The organism is Ruegeria sp. CDSB086, from assembly GCF_059611065.1.
The window spans coordinates 104,921-121,810 of the sequence record NZ_JBXWOV010000008.1; the positions used below are offsets into that span (position 1 = coordinate 104,921).

Annotated in this window: 17 protein-coding genes; 9 read left to right on the top strand and 8 right to left on the bottom strand. The window is 58.4% G+C overall.

The window, feature by feature from the left end:
- The first annotated feature begins 286 nt into the window (after positions 1 to 286).
- Both AC2FIO_RS17040 and AC2FIO_RS17045 read left to right on the top strand, forming a co-directional pair.
- A complete protein-coding gene (locus AC2FIO_RS17040) occupies positions 287 to 865 on the top strand; it encodes a helix-turn-helix domain-containing protein (protein WP_282154130.1) in 579 nt (192 codons plus the stop codon).
- A gap of 119 nt (positions 866 to 984) precedes the next feature.
- Positions 985 to 1,875 carry a LysR substrate-binding domain-containing protein gene (locus tag AC2FIO_RS17045; protein WP_496699126.1) on the top strand — a complete coding sequence of 297 codons (891 nt, stop codon included), beginning with the start codon at positions 985 to 987 and terminating at the stop codon, positions 1,873 to 1,875.
- On the opposite strand, the gene AC2FIO_RS17050 is transcribed toward AC2FIO_RS17045, so the two are convergent.
- Genes AC2FIO_RS17050 through AC2FIO_RS17060 form a run of 3 tightly spaced genes read right to left on the bottom strand, consistent with a single transcriptional unit; the run spans position 1,862 to position 4,025 of the window.
- The gene (locus tag AC2FIO_RS17050; protein WP_496699128.1) at positions 1,862 to 2,434 is read right to left on the bottom strand and encodes a thiamine pyrophosphate-dependent enzyme; all 573 of its coding nucleotides are present in this window, start codon (positions 2,432 to 2,434) and stop codon (positions 1,862 to 1,864) included. The genes AC2FIO_RS17045 and AC2FIO_RS17050 overlap by 14 nt on opposite strands.
- Positions 2,431 to 2,979, bottom strand: coding sequence for a decarboxylase (locus AC2FIO_RS17055; RefSeq protein ID WP_496699130.1), 549 nt, complete (start codon positions 2,977 to 2,979; stop codon positions 2,431 to 2,433). The genes AC2FIO_RS17050 and AC2FIO_RS17055 overlap by 4 nt, the downstream gene beginning before the upstream one ends.
- Positions 2,979 to 4,025, bottom strand: a complete 1,047-nt coding sequence (locus AC2FIO_RS17060) for a pyridoxal phosphate-dependent aminotransferase (protein ID WP_496699132.1) — start codon at positions 4,023 to 4,025, stop codon at positions 2,979 to 2,981. The genes AC2FIO_RS17055 and AC2FIO_RS17060 overlap by 1 nt, the downstream gene beginning before the upstream one ends.
- A gap of 178 nt (positions 4,026 to 4,203) precedes the next feature.
- On the opposite strand from AC2FIO_RS17060, the gene AC2FIO_RS17065 reads away from it, so the two are divergent.
- Genes AC2FIO_RS17065 through AC2FIO_RS17095 form a run of 7 tightly spaced genes read left to right on the top strand, consistent with a single transcriptional unit; the run spans position 4,204 to position 11,807 of the window.
- On the top strand, positions 4,204 to 5,226 hold the full coding sequence (locus tag AC2FIO_RS17065) for a succinylglutamate desuccinylase/aspartoacylase family protein (RefSeq protein ID WP_496699134.1): 1,023 nt from the start codon (positions 4,204 to 4,206) through the stop codon (positions 5,224 to 5,226).
- The gene (locus AC2FIO_RS17070; protein ID WP_496699136.1) at positions 5,227 to 6,687 is read left to right on the top strand and encodes an aldehyde dehydrogenase; all 1,461 of its coding nucleotides are present in this window, start codon (positions 5,227 to 5,229) and stop codon (positions 6,685 to 6,687) included.
- Positions 6,688 to 6,711: 24 nt separating this feature from the next.
- Positions 6,712 to 8,082, top strand: coding sequence for a Rieske 2Fe-2S domain-containing protein (locus AC2FIO_RS17075; protein ID WP_496699138.1), 1,371 nt, complete (start codon positions 6,712 to 6,714; stop codon positions 8,080 to 8,082).
- Positions 8,079 to 8,711 (top strand): hypothetical protein, encoded by a 633-nt coding sequence (locus AC2FIO_RS17080; RefSeq protein WP_496699140.1) that lies wholly within the window; start codon positions 8,079 to 8,081, stop codon positions 8,709 to 8,711. Before AC2FIO_RS17075 ends, AC2FIO_RS17080 begins: the two co-directional genes overlap by 4 nt.
- Complete coding sequence (locus tag AC2FIO_RS17085) at positions 8,711 to 9,337, top strand: hypothetical protein (protein ID WP_496699142.1); 627 nt, start codon at positions 8,711 to 8,713, stop codon at positions 9,335 to 9,337. Before AC2FIO_RS17080 ends, AC2FIO_RS17085 begins: the two co-directional genes overlap by 1 nt.
- Positions 9,337 to 10,527: a YlbE family protein gene (locus AC2FIO_RS17090; RefSeq protein ID WP_496699144.1), complete on the top strand. Its 1,191-nt coding sequence runs from the start codon at positions 9,337 to 9,339 to the stop codon at positions 10,525 to 10,527. Before AC2FIO_RS17085 ends, AC2FIO_RS17090 begins: the two co-directional genes overlap by 1 nt.
- On the top strand, positions 10,524 to 11,807 hold the full coding sequence (locus tag AC2FIO_RS17095) for an amidase (protein ID WP_496699146.1): 1,284 nt from the start codon (positions 10,524 to 10,526) through the stop codon (positions 11,805 to 11,807). The genes AC2FIO_RS17090 and AC2FIO_RS17095 overlap by 4 nt, the downstream gene beginning before the upstream one ends.
- Before the next feature lie 4 nt (positions 11,808 to 11,811).
- Here the strand turns inward: AC2FIO_RS17095 and AC2FIO_RS17100 are convergent, their stop codons facing one another.
- The 5 genes from AC2FIO_RS17100 to AC2FIO_RS17120 form a co-directional block, all read right to left on the bottom strand.
- A complete protein-coding gene (locus AC2FIO_RS17100; RefSeq protein ID WP_282121032.1) occupies positions 11,812 to 12,744 on the bottom strand; it encodes an AEC family transporter in 933 nt (310 codons plus the stop codon).
- Between the two features lie 91 nt (positions 12,745 to 12,835).
- On the bottom strand, positions 12,836 to 13,249 hold the full coding sequence (locus AC2FIO_RS17105) for a RidA family protein (RefSeq protein ID WP_282121033.1): 414 nt from the start codon (positions 13,247 to 13,249) through the stop codon (positions 12,836 to 12,838).
- A 13-nt stretch (positions 13,250 to 13,262) separates the two neighbouring features.
- Positions 13,263 to 13,760, bottom strand: coding sequence for a sarcosine oxidase subunit gamma (locus tag AC2FIO_RS17110; RefSeq protein ID WP_282121034.1), 498 nt, complete (start codon positions 13,758 to 13,760; stop codon positions 13,263 to 13,265).
- A 1-nt stretch (position 13,761) separates the two neighbouring features.
- The gene (locus AC2FIO_RS17115) at positions 13,762 to 16,632 is read right to left on the bottom strand and encodes a 2Fe-2S iron-sulfur cluster-binding protein (protein WP_496699149.1); all 2,871 of its coding nucleotides are present in this window, start codon (positions 16,630 to 16,632) and stop codon (positions 13,762 to 13,764) included.
- Positions 16,619 to 16,876, bottom strand: coding sequence for a sarcosine oxidase subunit delta (locus tag AC2FIO_RS17120; RefSeq protein ID WP_282121036.1), 258 nt, complete (start codon positions 16,874 to 16,876; stop codon positions 16,619 to 16,621). Before AC2FIO_RS17120 ends, AC2FIO_RS17115 begins: the two co-directional genes overlap by 14 nt.
- Positions 16,877 to 16,890 lie beyond the last annotated feature (14 nt).

The following is a 16,890-nucleotide window of genomic DNA, read 5'->3' on the forward strand; positions in this document are numbered from 1 at the left end:
CGCCTAGGCCGGTATGGTCATGGGTCCGCGCGATCCGAGATGAACAATGCGATCAACTTGGCAATGCCGTCTGATCCTTCCCCAACTGAAGTTGTCCGCTCTATATAGTTAGGAAACGGAGGATCAACTCTGCGGGACAAGTCGGGTACCTTCGGAATGGTGTATCGCTATTCTGCTGAGTGGCCTTCAATAACCTGACAAAGAGCAATTGACTGAAAGCTAAAAACTGACACAACTAAGACTAACAAGCTTCTATGCAACTACAGCAGTATCGGCACTGAAAACTGTGATCAAACAAAGAGATATCGAGCGTGAAGTCGGGCAAACCTTACAAAGGCTAAGGCAGGAACGCAATCTGATCCTCTCTGAGCTGGCGACAACATCGCAGGTCTCGACCTCGATGATCAGCCGAATTGAAAACGGTAGCGTCTCTCCGTCTCTTGGCACGCTACAGGCATTGGCGGACGCGATGAATGTTCCTCTGATGGCCTTGTTTGCGGACACGGAAGTTTCGGCCGACGTACATCACGTCAAAGCAGGCGAAGGTCTCATGTCCCGGCGTATTACGCAGGGCCACGTGCATAACTACCTTTTACTTGGTAAACATGGCGGACCGGGAGGTCTGTTTCAATCTGCCCGTATTACCATTTCAAAGGACCAATCTGGGACATTGCCCAGTTACCAGCACGAAGGCTGTGTTTTTCTCTACATGATAATGGGCGACGCAATATACAGGTGTGGCACCGAGGATTTTGTTATGGCAACTGGCGATACCCTAAGCTTTGATGCCAAGCTGCGTCACGGGTTTTGCAAGATCGTGTCGGATGAGATCGAATTCATCACTGTATCAACTCGCCCGCAGTAAATTCAGACCGCGATTTGACACCCTCGAGCCGTATAACCTACCCGGACCGTTTCATATTCTTGTATTATGTGAAACTATGAATAATCCAACCGCATATCCCAATCAAGCACTGAGCCCCCATGAAAATTACGTTCAAACAGGTTGATGCATTTCGAACCGTCGTCTCCACCGGAACTGTAACCGAAGCGGCAGCGATGCTGGGCATCTCACAACCCGCGGTCAGCCGCCTGATCTCGGATTTCGAGGCCGAAGTCGGTTTTCAGCTGTTTCAGCGCTCGGGCCGGGTCCTGGTACCCACGGATGAAGCACGCTTGCTGGTGGAAGAGGTTCGGCAGGCCGTTAGCGGCATGGAGCACATAAAGGATTCCGCCACAGCCATTGGGAAGTTCGGTCACGCGCGGCTTAACCTGGTGATCACGCCGGGGGTGTCCTCTCAGCTTGCTCCGGATCTGCTTCAGGAGTTTTCAGCTACTTGGCCAAAAGCCATGGCCCGAATGGAAATCGCGCCCAGCGATGACGCCGTCGAATGGATGGTTTCGCAGAATTACGATTTCGGGATCACGACAACCCAACCCGCCAACCCGTCCTTTGACAGCCTGGTTATCCGGAACAGCGACGTCTGTTGCGTCGTTCCAACCGGCCATCCTCTGGCAGAGAAAACCATAGTTCAGGCGCAGGACCTGGCGGGTAAGAGCTTTATCTCATATATGCCGTCCTCACGCTTCCGGTTTGAGATTGACCAGTTTTTTGAGGCCAAAGGGATCTCACGTCAGATGCAGTATGAGACCCGCACCACCGACGCAGTGTGCCGTCTGGTCGCGCGCGGTCTAGGAGTTTCTGTTGTCGGAGCAAGCCTGGATTATCTCAAAACCATTCCCGATTGTGTCGCGCTGCCTTTTGCGGCGCCTCTGACGTTTCGCGCAGTCCTGTTCTGGTCCAAGAACAAGCCCTTGTCCGCCGTGGGACAGTCCTTTTTGACGATCGTGCAATCGCAGATCAGCGACGATTAAGCGCCTCGCGAAAACTGGCTCGCGCCTGCGCGCTGTGGATATAGGCGTAGTCCCGAGGGTAAGGGGCACCTGCCGTCAGTTCCATCGAGACGAATTGCGGGCCGGTGGATGACAGAACCTGAGGCACCGCAGCTGAAAACTGATCCAGCTCGGTAAAGCGCTGCACACTGGCATACCCGGCAGCCCAGGCCATGGCCGCAAAATCAACCCTATCCGCACCAGGCAGGGGATGCGACCCGTTCACCTCATAGACCCGGTTAGCCGACAGAAAATGATAGAGGTTCGTCACCCCTGAATTGGCAATCGTCACCAATGTCCCAAGATTCATCAGCAGGCTGCCATCGCCATCTAGAACGATGACCCGCCTGTCAGGATTGACCAGCGCCAGACCAAGACCATGGGACGACGCCTGTCCCATAGCCCCGACGGCCACGTAATTAAGGTCGCGCGGATTCAGGGCAAGCCAGTCGAAACAGCTCTGATAAACAGCAACAACAATATCGTCCTCGCGGACATGAGGGATCAGAGCCTTAAGCGCTGCGTCGCGGTGCATGGTCATGATGCCTCCGGCGCCCGGCCGATCAAGAAAATGTGGGGTCTCGAAGTTGCATAAGCCGCTTCAATCGCCTGCGGGATATGAGCCTCGTCCCCTGGCCATTCGATCAGGGAATGTGACAGTTCCATCGCATTCAACACCGGCCGAACAATCCGCACCCCGTAAGAGGCCGATTGGTCCGGATGAATATGTGGCTCTTTACCCTGCAGGCCAACCATCATGACCACCGGCAGTTCATAATCGACGCCAATGGCCCGGATCGCATTCAATGAATCCATCAGCCCCGTTTGCTGCATCATCAGGATCGCGCGCGTGCCGTTAAAGGACATCGCCCCGCAGATGCTGACGCCCTCATCCTCCTTGCAGATCCGGGTCAGGCGAAATTCGGGATCTCGCGAGATCGGCCAGAGCAGCCCGTCACTGGTAACGATGTCCGGCAATGCCACGATTTCGCCAACACCCGCCGCTTTGAAAGCAGCGATGATAGCCGCACCTGAAGGATTCTTGACCTGCGGCGTACATTCGGTCGGTAGAGGGGACGCAACCATCAGGCACCTCCGTCCAGAAATGCGGCAAGCCCATCCCGCGCCGCTTGCAGTTCATGCCTGTGACCGATGGTGATGCGAATAAAATCACGGTAGGCGGGTGAGGCGAACCGACGCACAGAAATCCCCTGTCCGCGCAGGAAAAGATCGGCCGCTTCGGCAGATTTCACAGGGTCCGGAAAATGAACCAGCACGAAATTGGCCTGACTTGGGACAACATGCAGACCCATTTCCGTTAGCGTGGCGCTAAGCCAGGCTCGGTTGTTCAAATTAGTCTCTCGCACGAAACGGGTATGTGCCGTGTCTTCCAGCGCCGCGACAGCCGCTGCGACCGAAGAGGACGCCACCGGGAAAGTCAGGCCGATCCGACGCACACTATCCACCACATCGTTGGACCCGTACATCCAACCAACACGCGCACCAGCCAGCCCGAATATCTTGGAAAATGTCCGGCACAAGACCACGTTGTTGGCAGCCTCTACCAGCTTATGCGCGGGCTCATAATCTGCCGCATCGACATATTCCTCATAGGCAGCGTCCACGATCAGCAGGACGTTTTCCGGTAGCGCGGCATGCAGGCAGCGCAGCTCTGCGCTGTTCAGATAGGTGCCTGCCGGGTTCTCCGGATTGGCGAGGTAGACGATCCGGGTTCGTTCGGTCAACGCATCGATCATCCGGTCGACTGAAGGTTTGAATGCGTCATCCGCGACCGACACCACCTCGGCATCGTTGGCAAAAGCATAGTTGGGCACCTTGAGATAGCCATTGGCGCTGCGGATCAGCTCGGTACCTTGCCCTAGGTAGGCCCGGGCCAGACGGGCCAGCAGATCGTCCGATCCCTGTCCTGTGGTGATCCGGGCCGCATCCAACCCGTACTGCGCGGCAATCGCCGGGGCCAGAATATCGTCAGGGTTTTCCAAATAGCGCTCGACATTGCTGATTGCCGCACAAGCGGCAGCGCGGGCAGACGGGCTAGGACCAAACACGCTTTCATTCGAGTTCAAAAGAATCGCAGGCGGTGGAACGTCAGCAGACGCCCCTCCAATCATATGAGGTTTAATCCTGCCTATTCCTGTTTTTGCGAGGGTTATGCCCATCCAATTCCTCCGGCACCACCAGATGGCGGCAATGGCAATTTTCACCATATATCACATAGAGCCGTGTTTTAAGCAATTCACTTTCAAAAAAATTATGTTATGAAGACTGGGACTCAGCAAAAGAACCCGGATGACCGATACGTTTTCGCCCCAACACAGCAGGCTTCACCTGACCATCGATCTGGACGCGCCAGGTCGACAGTCCGGTGATCTGATGCTGAAATGGTCCGACAATGCCGTACCGTTGGGATACCACCCGATCCCGGTCATCAGCTTACGTGGCAAACCCGGACCTTCTGTTCTAATTTTGGGCGGCACTCATGGAGACGAATTCGAAGGACCTGCCGCGATCCTGCGGCTTGCGGCACAGCTGAACCCATCTGACTTGACCGGACAGGTGATCCTGATCCCGGCCTTGAACGCCCCCGCGTTTCTCACCTCATCGCGGGTGTCGCCATTGGATGGGCAAAACCTGAACCGGGCTTTTCCTGGCACCGCGAATGGCGGCCCGACAGCGATGCTGGCGCATTTTGTTGAAACTATGCTGCTGTCGCGTGTGGATGCCGCTATTGACCTGCACTCGGGTGGCAAGGCATCTGTATTCGAGCCCTGCGCCTTGGCGGCGCGGGGGGATGACGCAGACCTGACCTCTTCCAACATGGAACTGGCCCGCGCTTTCGGGTTGCCTCTGATCTGGGTGCTGGGCGCACATAACGATAACCGAAGTGTGAATGCCGCCGCCGCGCGGGTTGGGGTCCCAATGATCGCAGCTGAACTCAGCGGCGGAGGTGGTGTCGATCCGCATGCCGCGGACCTTGCCGAAACCGGGCTCAAACGCTGTCTGAAGCATTTAGGTATCCTGCCCGGCGGTGCACCGGACTCTGTTCCGACGCAATGTGTCGAAATCGCCGACCCGTTGCATTCGGTCCATGCGCCCGCAGATGGACTGTTCGACCGACGCTGCACCGCAGGACAACAGATCAAACGAGGCGATCTGGCAGGCACGCTGCATTTCCCCGCCGAACCGGAACGCTCGGCTGTCGAACTTAAATTTCCCACAGCCGGGCACGTTCTGGCTCATGGCAATCGTGGCATGGTGCGCCGTGGCAATCTGTTGGCATTGGTGGCTCAACCGCTGTCCGAGGAACGTTGAATGAAAACTTATTCCCCGTTCATTTCCGGTGCCTTTGTCGATTGGGATGGTGAAACCCTGCCCAGTATCGACCCCGCCACCGGTCAGGTGTGGAGCATGATCGCCCGTGGCGGCACACAGACCGCCGACATAGCCATCCGGGACGCCGACCAGGCCTTCCGCAGCGGGCCATGGGCCAAAGCCGGGCCGACAGAACGGGCGGATATGCTGGACCGTTTAGCTGACATGCTGGAAACTCGGTGGGAAGACCTTGTCACACCCGAAATTCGCGACAACGGCAAACGTATTACTGAGGTGCGCGGGCAGTTTGCCGGGTTGCACAGCTGGTTTCGATTTTTTGCGACAGAGGCACGCAAGCTGCGGCCCGAACCTCAGGCCAATTCCATCCCCGGTGTGCATAGCGTTGGCCACTTTAAGCCCTATGGCGTCGTGGTCGCCATCACGCCCTGGAATTCTCCGCTGATGATCCTTGGATGGAAGCTGGCCCCGGCACTGGCAGCTGGCAATACGGTTGTTGTGAAACCCTCGGAAATGGCTTCGGCTTCAACCTTGGAATTCGCGCGCCTGGCACATGAGGCGGGACTTCCGCCCGGAGTGCTCAACGTTGTCACCGGACTCGGTCATGAGGTCGGCGAAGCACTGGTCCGCCACCCTCTAACACGCAAGGTCACCTTTACCGGTTCGGACCTTGGCGGACGAAAAGTGGCCGAGGCTGCCTCAGCCGGTGTAATCCCGGCGGTGCTGGAACTGGGCGGCAAATCTCCGCAGGTGGTGTTTGCCGATTGTGACATGGACAATGCGGTCAACGGAATTCTGTCCGGCATCTTCCTGTCAAATGGCCAGACTTGCGTCGCCGGATCGCGGCTGATCGTTGAGGCCGGACTGAAGGACAGGCTGTTATCCCGCCTGATCGACCGCGCCCGCACATTGCAGATGGGGGATCCGATGGACCCGGATACTCAGGTCGCACCGCTGGCCAATGAACCGCATCTGCGAAAGGTTACGGCAATGATCGAACGCGCCAAAGCCGACGGTGCGATTTGCTTACTGGACGGCAACGCCGCAACTGCAGGCCGGAATGGGTTCTATATCGGACCAACGGTTTTCGACGATGTGACGCCCGGCATGCAGCTCTGGCGTGAAGAAGTGTTCGGCCCGGTTCTGGCCGTCACCTCTTTCACCACCGAAGACGAAGCCATCGCGCTGGCTAACGACAGCGACTACGGGCTGGCTGCGGGGGTCTGGACCACCGATGCCGACAAGGGCGCTCGGGTAGCCGAAGCGATCGAGGCGGGCACTGTTTACATCAACCATTATCGCAGCGTTGACCCTGCCTGCCCGATTGGTGGGATCAAACTGTCGGGCTACGGGCGTGAATTGGGCCCGGACGCCATAAGGGATTTCTGTCAGGTCAAATCGATCTGGACCGGTGCCACGCCGGTGTCAGATCCGTTTCCCTGACCACCGATACGCACGGAGGACGGCATGAACGATCATTTCTCAGCCCCCAAGGGCAATTTCCGCGGTCACGACCAACAAAAAGTCTGGCAACAGCAACCTGACCCCGAACTGACCGAGGTTGGCCCCGGCACGCCGTGCGGTGAATACCTGCGCCGGTTCTGGATGCCGGTGGCAATGACCGATCAGATTGGCGACCTGCCCTATCGCCTGCGTATTCTGGGCGAAGATCTGGTTCTGTTCCGCGAAAAAAAAGAGGGCAAGCTGGGTCTGACCCATCTGCATTGCTGTCACCGCAACATGAGCCTGGAATTCGGCATCGTTGAGGAAGGCGGAATTAGATGCTCATACCATGGCTGGAAATACGGCTTGGACGGCACCATTCTGGAAACCCCATGTGAGCCGCCCGCCTCACAGGTCAAGAAAAAGGCCTGTCTGGGGGCATATCCGGTGATCGAATACAAGGGTTTGGCCTTTGCATTTATGGGCCCCCCCGACGAGCAACCCCCATTCCCAGTAATGGACACATTTGACGAAGGTGGCGACGAGTTGGTGCCTTACCTCATCAAATCCCCGTGCAACTGGCTTCAGGTGATGGAAAACGCATGGGACCCGTTCCATGTTGTCTACCTGCATACACTGGCCGTACGCAGCCAGTTCATCGACGCCTTTGCCGAGATGCCGATGATCGAGTTTCACGATAGTCAAACGGGCGATTTTTACACCAATGTCCGACGTGTCGAAGATATCGTCTGGGTGCGCATACATGACCATATGCTGCCGTCGTTCACGCAAAATGGCGGCCACTTCCCGGTGCCAGACGAGCCGCGCTATTTTGGGCGCTGCGGGCTGTCGCGTTGGATAACCCCGATTGACGACACCAACACGATGGTCATCGCATGGCGCCACTTCCGGGATGCGGCGGCGAATGACGATCCAAAGGGCCTAACGGACAAAAGCAAAGTGGGCTTTGGGATGACGGATTTCTATGGCCAGGATCCCGATCGACCCTATGAGATGCGCCAGCGGGACCCCGGCGACTATGACGCCTGGGTCAGTCAGGGGCCGCGGAACATCCATGCCCGCGAAAACCTCAGCTTTACGGATCGGGGTGTGGCCAAGGCACGCCGCCTGCTGCGCAACGCCATTCGTGCGTTGAAAGACGGTCAGTCCCCTCCGCAACCGACCGATAGCTTTGCCGGTCAGGTGATACCGACCTATGCCGGGGACACAATGCTGCGCATCCCGCTTCAGGACGGCCGCGACGATGGTGCAGTGCTCAAGGAAATCTCGCATCAGGTAGCTGAGATCTACAAATCTGGCGACCAATTGCAGGGCGAGACCCGCAAGACGTTCATCGTCGATGCGCTGAAAAAGTACGAGGCAAGCTGGTCATGACCAATCGTGTTCCACATAATCCGGGTCGGGTCGACTGGTCCGGCGAAAACCCCGGCATTTATCTGAAACAGAACTCGACGCAGGACCACTATGGCACTCTGGCGCTGTTCTTCCGGGTGGTACTGTCGCCCTATGGTCGGGGCCACGCCGCATTGATCCTGGGCGCGCCGGATCAAGCGCAGGGTTGGCCGCACGCACCCAATCTGATCATGACGGACAACCAACGCATGATGCGCTGGATCGTGGATGGCTGGGTCACCAAGATGCCCACCTTTATCGGAAAGGCAGGCCTCGACGCGATGAGCTGGCTGGACTGTGACAGCGTCGAAAAACGCCCTGGCGATTTGAGATCGCGCTATTCCGAGACCCTGCGCGGCTCGGGCGTCACGGTCGAGATGATCTGGCAGGAAATGGGTCCACCCTTTCCGGTTGAGGTCACTAAGGAAAACTCGGCAACCAAAGAGCATGAGATGTATTCAGTGTTCCTCGAGGCCAAGGCGGCGCAGGTCGTCATCAACGGCACCCCGCTCCCCGGTCAGGTCGCAAGCCGCCAGTTCTTTGGCCGCACCATGTCTACCGCCTTTCTGGCCTTTTCCGAAACCTGGGTGACCCCGCAGGAGGATCTGTAATGCCGTTGAACGAACCGATCACCCCCGGGACAGTCGACTGGACAGGCGAGAACCCGGGCATCCTGCTGAAAGACGACAACAACAATTTCACCGCTATGGCGCTGTTCTTTCGCGTGGCATGGTCTCCGGTTGGGCAAGGTCAGGTGCTGCTGCTGTACGGAACGCCAGATCAGATGGACGGACCGCCCGAGGCACCGAACGTGATCCTGAGCGATAATCCCGATCTGACCGCCTTTCTGAAGGCCAACTTCATCAGCAAACTGGCCGCTTTCGCAAATGCTCCCGCTTTTGCTTCTCTCCCCGAGATAGGCGCGCAGGTCGTCCGATCCTCGGGCGATCCGATGAGCCACCGCTATACCGAAACCATCGCCGGAGAAAACCTGACAGTTGAACTGGTCTGGGAAGGGCTCGAGCCGCCTCGCGCGCTGGAGCTGTCTCCGCATGAGGTCGCTTCGGGCGAGCAGAACATGTTCTCGCTACTGGTGCCTGCACATTCGGCGCAGATCATCGTTAATGGTCACGCATTGCCGGGCAAGTTGGGCACACGGGTGCAGGCTGGGTATGATACAACGACTGCCTTCCTCTACTTCTCGGAAACATGGATCATCCCACCGGAGGATACTTGATGCTGCATCCGGCTGATCAGCTGGCGTTTGACAAGGCCATGGTGACACAACCGGTCTGGAACCGGTTCAATACAGCATCCGAGGCGCTGACGTTGGACGAAAATGTACTGCTACATGCCGGTCCCGCCTTCGCCAGCCCGGATCAGATCACCGCGCCGATCCTGAACTCGGCCTGTGTCGCTGCAGTCTGGCAAGGGCTAGCACAGAATTTCGATCAGGCCGAGGCGATGATTAACGCAGGCGAGATCGTGCTGAAACCCGCGCAAGACCACGATGTCGTGACACCTCTGGCCGCCGTGGTCTCGGCGGATATGCCCCTGCAAACAGTCTATGACGCGTGGCGTGGCCAACAACGTGTTTACGCGCCGATCAATGCAGGCAGCCGCCCAGCGATGCGTTTAGGGCTGAGGTCCGAGGCGGTGCTCAACCACATTCGCTGGCTCAACACCCGGTTTCTTGATGTTCTGGAGAAAGGGATTGCCGAAGGGATCGCGCTGGTCCCGCTGGCCGTGATCGGCCTGATGGGCGGGGATGATTGCCATGGCCGTACACCCGTGGCCGCACAGGCGTTGATTGCTGAACTCAAGGATCGCACCACCGGCGGGATCACGGATGACGACGTGTTGGCCTTTATGGACAGCTCGCCCTCACTGTTTCTCAACCTCTGGATGGCGGCGACCAAATGCATGATGAAACTGGCGGAGGGCATTGAAGGATCAAGCTTCGTCACCGCTGCAGGCGGTAATGGGCGTGAAGTTGGCATCCAGATCTCGGGCCTGCCGGGCCGTTGGTTCACAATCCCGGCCAGCCCTCCCAAAGGAGCGTTTGACCTGGATCTGCCGCAGGACCGCGCCCTTGGCGCAATCGGGGACAGTGCCGTGGTCGAGGCATTCGGGCTGGGGGCAATGGCCATCGATCTGAGCCCTGAACAAAAGAAGGGTCTGGGTGCCTATCTGCCCGACGACGCACAAGCGCGTATGTCTGGTCTGTCAGTCGGGGCGCATCCGTATTTCCGAGCCCTGGATGTTCGGCTGGGTGGCACGGCGCGGGGTGCCGTGGAACAGGGTTCGGGGCCTGTGATCGGGCTGGGCATTCTTGACCGATTGGGCGAGGCCGGGCGCTTAGGCGGTGGCATCTACGACATGCCAGTCGCCCCCTTTGCCAACGCGTTGAAAGCGCTGGAGGCATGACCGAGCTGAACCATCATTCTGCCCATGAACTTGCCACATTGATCCGGGCAGGTGAGGTGAAGCCTTCCGAGGTGATGGCGGCCCATCTGGACCGGATCACAAACCGTGAACCCGTCATCGGGGCTTTTCAAACCCTCGAAGCGGACCGCGCCATGGAGCGTGCAAAGGCCGCCGATACTCTCCCCGTTAGTAGGCCGCTCCATGGCGTGCCGTTTGTGATCAAGGATATCATCGACACCGAAGACATGCCGACAGGATGGGGTAGCGACCTGTATGCCGGGCGCCGCCCCGACCGCAATGCAGTCTGCGTTCAGGCTTTTTTGGACGCGGGCGCGATCCCAATCGGAAAAACCATCTCCACCGAATTCGCCTACTTCAAACCCGGTAAAACTGCCAATCCGGCGAATCCCGTGCATACGCCGGGTGGCTCGTCATCCGGCTCTGCCGCAGCTGTGGCCGATTTCATGGCTCCGCTCGCATTTGGTTCGCAAACCGCAGCCTCGCTGATCCGACCAGCAGCGTATTGCGGGGTCTGCGGGTTCAAGCCAACCACCGGACGGTATGTTCTGACGGGTGTCATGGGCTTGTCCCAAAGCCTGGATACACTCGGCCTTCTGGCTCGTGATCCCCGCGACTTTGTGCTGACCGATGCGGTAATGTGCCAAACTGACCCGGCACCGCCAGTTGAGTTCGACGAGGCTTTGCCTCGGATCAGCCTAATGCGCGGCCCGCACTGGCAGGACGGTTCGGTCGAGATGCGGGACACGTGCACGCGTGCGTTAGCCGCCCTTGCCGCAACGAGAGCCGAGACCGGCGAAATTGCTCTTCCACCCGTTTTTGCCGAACTTACGCAGGCTCAGATTACCGTCATGGGCTACGAGGTCGCGCTGCAGCGCGCTGCAGAATACGCTGTAGGCATGCCCGCCATCAGCCCGCAATTTCACGACCTTGTCACAGCGGGGCTGGCCGTTACCGACGCAGAATACCAAGCCGCGCTGGACCTACGCGACCGGGCGGGCGCGATGCTGGATCAGATGTTCCGGGATGTGGACGCTCTGTTGGTCCCGTCGGCCCCCGGACCAGCCCCTGCCGGTTTGGACGCTACTGGAGATCCGCTTTTTTCCCGGATGTGGAACCTGTTGCAGGTGCCTTCGGTCGCTTTGCCATTCGGGACCGACCAGAATGGCCTGCCGCTTGGCATTCAATTGATCGGACGAAAGGGTGATGACGCCCGCCTGTTGGACATCGCGGTCTGGGCCCATGAACACTTGTCGCAATGACCGCTTAAGGAATTAGGGGCAGCAGCAAAGCAAGTGATACGGGAATGCTGACGGCTGCTATCAACGTCTGCAACGTGACAATGGCCGCCATCAGCGGCGCGTCTCCACCCAAGTGCTTGGCCAGCGTGTACGAAGACGCACCAGTGGGCACCACCGAATAGACGACGGCGATCTGCAGAACCTCCCGCGGCAGTCCTACCAGCAATCCGATCACCAATACTGCCAGAGGGAAAACAATCATCTTGCCCGTGAAGGCCAGAATCAAGGGCAGCGCACTGGCGGCCATGGCCCGGACTCTCAGATTGGCACCGACAGCCAGCAATGTGATCGGCAAAGCGCCTGCACCCAGAACATCCGTCACATCATGCACGACCGCTATCCTGTCACCGATCAACTGGTTGGCACAGACCGCCAGAAAGATCGAAATCACGTACGGATTGCGCGCGAGTTCCCGCAGGATTGCAACGGCCAGGCTGTTGGTCCGGTCGCCTTTGAGCGCACCAACCATCAGAACCACCATGACGATATTAGTAGTGGGCACGAGAATTGCGGTCGCCAGAATCGCGATATCCAACCCCGCTGGCCCAAACAAGTTCGCAGCCAGCGCAAGTCCGATGAATGAGTTATGTCGCGCGCTGCCTTGCAGGATCGAGGTGGCCTGCGGCGGCGCAAAACCCATCAAACGGGCACTAAGAAGCGCAAACAGAAGCGCCACAACGAACCCGCCCAGAATAGCAACCGAATAAAGACCCAGCGCCGACTTGTCCAACGGCGACAGGGAAATTTTGCTGAACAGAAGGCATGGCATCAGAACCCAATAGACAAGCTTGTCATTCAGGTTCCAGAAATCCGTACTGGGAATGCCGCCTTTGCGCAGGGCCAAGCCTAGCGCAATGATCAAAAAGATGGGCAGTATCGAAGTGAGTGTCGAAAGCATTACAATTCGCAGACAAAACCGGGCCGGCTCGACCGGACACTGTCATGACTGGCGTTTCTACGCAATGCGATGTCAGATAGACCCGACTGCTTCAGCCGAGGGTATCAGCATCATCATCGATGACAGCCATCGCGTCGATCTCGACCAAAAGCGACGGATCGGCCAACCCCTGCACAACCACGCCTGTCGAACAGTGATGAACACCTTCGAACCAGCGATTGATCGCCTCGTAAACGGCCGGACGGTACGAAATATCGGTGACGTAGACTGTCAACTTGCAGACATCGGTCAAGCTACCCCCGGCCTCTTCCATCCAGCGCTGGATGTTGCGGCAGGCCTGATCTGCCTGCGCGCCCGGGTCGCTTTCGCCAACCAGTGTGCCATCCATCAGCGTGCCGACCTGACCCTGCATGAAGACAAAGTCACCCCGGGCGCGGATCGCCTTGGAATAGGTTGCTTTCGCGTGATAGCGCGTCTGGTACTTGTGGATGTGCGTTCGAGCCATGCCGATCTTCCCCTCAAGCCGTGGCGCGGATCAGATAGTCTTCGACCATATCCGCAAAACTCTGTTCGACTGCGAACTCAATACCATCCTGACACCGCATCACCAAAGCCTTGAGGCCAAACACTTCGGTATAGGAAACCGCATCCGTCCGGAACACGCTGTCATGCAGGTCCATCGGGCAAGCAATTGACATCACCTGACCTGCATCTGGGCCGACTATGCGAAAGAAGGTCATCGTGTCCGAGACCCTAACAATACTGATATCTGGCGGGCAGTCCGTGGGCTTCAGCCGGGCTTCCATCGCGTCTTCCTGTGCCAGTGAGGCGCGGGTGATCCAGTGGTCACGACCGATGTGAAACAATTCGATGCCGTCCTTTTCTGTTCGGCAGTTGGGGCGGAGCGGCAAACTCGGCAAAGCGTCCCCAGCCCATTGCGATACCGCTTCAGGCGTGCCTTTGAGGTCGAACAGAGCCATCAACCCAAACCGTTCAATTGTGACGTCATAGCTCATCTCAGGACCTCAGCAATTTACCTTCGGGGTCGTGAAAGACCGGTTTCGTAACCGTGACCGGGATCACGTCATCCTTTAGCCGGACATGGGCGGTTTCACCCAGCCGCGCGTGGCCATCTTCCAGCAACGCCAGCCCAACCCAGCGGTTGTTTACCACGCTCCATACACAGGCAGTGACCAACCCGTCGGTGGCTTCTTTCCGACCTCCGGGCGTCAGTGGTGCACCTTCGGGGATTTGCCGGTTGGTATCATCCGCCAGAATTCCGACCAGCTCGCGCCGGGTACCGCCGCCTGACCTGCGCAGATGGACCGAGCGTTTGCCCAGATAGTCAGGCTTCTTCTTGGACATCGCCCATCCCATTCCCAGATCATAGGCATCGACCGTGCCGTCGACCTCATGCCCCAACGACAGGAACCCTTTTTCGACCCGCAGCACATGGCTAGATTCCGAACCCACAGGCAGGATACCAAAGGGCGCACCAACCTCCATCACCTTGTCCCACAGGGCCGCCATGTGGCGCGGGGCCACGTTGACCTCATAGGATAGTTCACCGGTGAAACTCACCCGCACCACCCGCGCAGGGAAACCAGCGACGGTCCCTTCGCGGAAGGACATGAAAGGGAACGCCTCGGGCGAGAGGTCGATATCCGAGCCCAACGCCTGCAATACTTCACGCGCCTTGGGACCACAGATAGTGGCATTATTCCACTGGCTGGTGACAGTGGTAATCAGCACCTGCCAGTCGGGGAATTCGGTTTGCAGCAGCTTTTCCATATGCTGGTTCACCGCATCCGCGTGACCGGTCGAGGTTGAAATCATCCAGCGGTGGTCATCCAGTCGGAAGGCCACGCCATCGTCCAGGATCAAACCATCTTCAGACAACATCAACCCATAGCGCCCGTCACCCGGTTTCAGCGTGGACATAATGTTGGAGTAGATGAAATCTAGGAATTTCGGAACGTCCCTTCCCTTCAGTTCAAACGTGCCAAGAGGTGAGCCGTCATAGACGCCGACGCCTTCACGAACAGCGCGGCATTCGCGGTTTACCGCCTCTTGCAGGCCTTCACCCGGCTTCGGAAAATAGCCCGGACGCCGCCAGCGCGCGCCGGCTTCATACATCACAGCGCCGTTGTCCTTATTCCATTGGGTTACAGGGGTATGGCGATAGGGAAATAGCCGCCAGCCTTCCCGTAACCCGCCAATCGCACCGAACGAAACAGGCGTGTAGGGGGATCTAAATGTGGTTGCTCCAACCTCTTGCAGCGGCACGCTCTTTTGCATCGCAACAGTGCCGATGATGTTGATATTGCCGGTTTTACCCTGATCGATCCCCATGCCGCCGGTCGTGTAGCGCTTGACATGTTCCACATTGTCATAGCCTTCGCGCAGGGCCAGATGCACATCGCTGACCGAGACATCGTTCTGCACGTCCAAAAACGCCTTCCCGCGCTGTCCCGGCACGTTGACGCGCCAGAGAGGCTCGATCGCGTAGGCCAGGTCTTCGCCACCACCAACAATCCTATCCAGCGTCAGATCACCAGCCGCTGCGCCCACAGCGCGACAAGTCTGAACCGCCTCGTCAGGAACGAAGGCTGCTAGATCCTCATCAAATCGCAACGTGCTGCGGGATTGCGACCAAAGATGAACGGTCGGGTTCCAACCGCCGGAACAACCCAGCACATCACAGTCGATCCAGCGACCCGCCCCTCCGGTCACGGGAACGGCTTTGACTGCGCGCACACTTTTGCGCCCGCGCACGTCACCAGCAACGGTTGCGGCATGAACCGGAATATCCGGCACCAGCTCCAAAGCTTCAGGTGGAACGGTTTTGCGACAGTCGAGGATGGCCTCAACTTGCATACCGGCTGCTGCCAGATCGGCCGCCACGGCATAAACACTGTTGTTGTTTGTAAACAGCACCACACGCTGCCCGGGCTTAACGCCCCAGCGGTTGACATAGGCCTGTACCGAAGAGGCCAACATGACACCGGGTCGATCATTGTCACCAAAGACCATGGCACGTTCGGTGGCCCCGGTTGCGATTACAACTTCCCCCGCTCGCACGCGCCAGCTGCGTTCCAAAACTCCGTCCAGTTCGGGTTCGCGTTCGTTCACGATCATCAGATTATGCTCGCGGTAGGCCCAGACGGTTGCATTCTGCAGATGGGTGACTTTCTCCATCCCACGCAGCTCAGCCACCGCATCCGCGACCCAGTCCAAGGCCGAACGTCCACCGATAGACAGGTTGCGGTTCAACAAACTACCGCCCGCCTCGGTGCCCTCATCGGCCAGAAACACGCGTTTTCCGGCGCGACCAGCCTCAAGCGCCGCTTGCAGCCCGGCTGGGCCCGCCCCCGCGATCAGCACATCGGCATGGGCGTTTCGGGCTTCAAAATGGCCTGAAGCCGGGGGGCTTTCAGGTGCTGCCGCCAACCCTGCAGCCCGACGGATTGAAGGTTCGAACAGATGCCAGTTCGGCCATTTGAACGTCTTGTAGTAAAACCCTGCGGGGATAAACCGCGAGAGTAACTGATTGATCCCGCCCAGATCGAACTCGGGCGATGGCCAGCAATTGACCGAGCGTGCGCTGAGCCCGTCCCGAAGCGGCACCGTGGTCGCGGGACGGTTGCCCGAGGCATCCTCGCCGTCCAGTTCCACCAGCGTCGCAGGTTCTTCGACCCCGTGGCCCATAATACCGCGCGGGCGGTGATATTTAAAACTGCGGGCGGTGACACGAATACCGTTGGCCAGCAGGGCCGAGGCCAACGTATCGCCCTTGAACCCTTCGTATGGCTTGCCATTGAAGGTGAAATGCAATGGGCGGTTTCGGTCAATGCGCCCGCCTGAGGCGCGGCGGTTACGTTGTGCCATCGGGTGCCTCCACAATGTCATGGGTCCGTGTATCACGCCAGATGGTGAACCATTCACCGCATCCCCGTGCGTGCCACCATTTCTCCTGAACCGGACCCAATGGATTCGGCGTCACTGTCAGATACTCGACCCATTCCTCATCGCTGACGGCATTGGGATCTGGGCGGACCGCCCCTACCGGGCCACCATGGATAAATTCGCTTTCATTGCGCTTGCCACAGAACGGGCAGGTTATAAGCATCATGATCCTGTCCTTTC

Excerpts from the sequence above, each read along its gene's own strand:
- AC2FIO_RS17045 (WP_496699126.1), top strand. The coding sequence starts at position 985 with ATGAAAATTACGTTCAAACAGGTTGATGCATTTCGAACCGTCGTCTCC.
- AC2FIO_RS17050 (WP_496699128.1), bottom strand. The coding sequence starts at position 2,434 with ATGACCATGCACCGCGACGCAGCGCTTAAGGCTCTGATCCCTCATGTC.
- AC2FIO_RS17055 (WP_496699130.1), bottom strand. The coding sequence starts at position 2,979 with ATGGTTGCGTCCCCTCTACCGACCGAATGTACGCCGCAGGTCAAGAAT.
- AC2FIO_RS17060 (WP_496699132.1), bottom strand. The coding sequence starts at position 4,025 with ATGATTGGAGGGGCGTCTGCTGACGTTCCACCGCCTGCGATTCTTTTG.
- AC2FIO_RS17065 (WP_496699134.1), top strand. The coding sequence starts at position 4,204 with ATGACCGATACGTTTTCGCCCCAACACAGCAGGCTTCACCTGACCATC.
- AC2FIO_RS17070 (WP_496699136.1), top strand. The coding sequence starts at position 5,227 with ATGAAAACTTATTCCCCGTTCATTTCCGGTGCCTTTGTCGATTGGGAT.
- AC2FIO_RS17075 (WP_496699138.1), top strand. The coding sequence starts at position 6,712 with ATGAACGATCATTTCTCAGCCCCCAAGGGCAATTTCCGCGGTCACGAC.
- AC2FIO_RS17080 (WP_496699140.1), top strand. The coding sequence starts at position 8,079 with ATGACCAATCGTGTTCCACATAATCCGGGTCGGGTCGACTGGTCCGGC.
- AC2FIO_RS17085 (WP_496699142.1), top strand. The coding sequence starts at position 8,711 with ATGCCGTTGAACGAACCGATCACCCCCGGGACAGTCGACTGGACAGGC.
- AC2FIO_RS17090 (WP_496699144.1), top strand. The coding sequence starts at position 9,337 with ATGCTGCATCCGGCTGATCAGCTGGCGTTTGACAAGGCCATGGTGACA.
- AC2FIO_RS17095 (WP_496699146.1), top strand. The coding sequence starts at position 10,524 with ATGACCGAGCTGAACCATCATTCTGCCCATGAACTTGCCACATTGATC.
- AC2FIO_RS17100 (WP_282121032.1), bottom strand. The coding sequence starts at position 12,744 with ATGCTTTCGACACTCACTTCGATACTGCCCATCTTTTTGATCATTGCG.
- AC2FIO_RS17105 (WP_282121033.1), bottom strand. The coding sequence starts at position 13,249 with ATGGCTCGAACGCACATCCACAAGTACCAGACGCGCTATCACGCGAAA.
- AC2FIO_RS17110 (WP_282121034.1), bottom strand. The coding sequence starts at position 13,760 with ATGAGCTATGACGTCACAATTGAACGGTTTGGGTTGATGGCTCTGTTC.
- AC2FIO_RS17115 (WP_496699149.1), bottom strand. The coding sequence starts at position 16,632 with ATGGCACAACGTAACCGCCGCGCCTCAGGCGGGCGCATTGACCGAAAC.
- AC2FIO_RS17120 (WP_282121036.1), bottom strand. The coding sequence starts at position 16,876 with ATGATGCTTATAACCTGCCCGTTCTGTGGCAAGCGCAATGAAAGCGAA.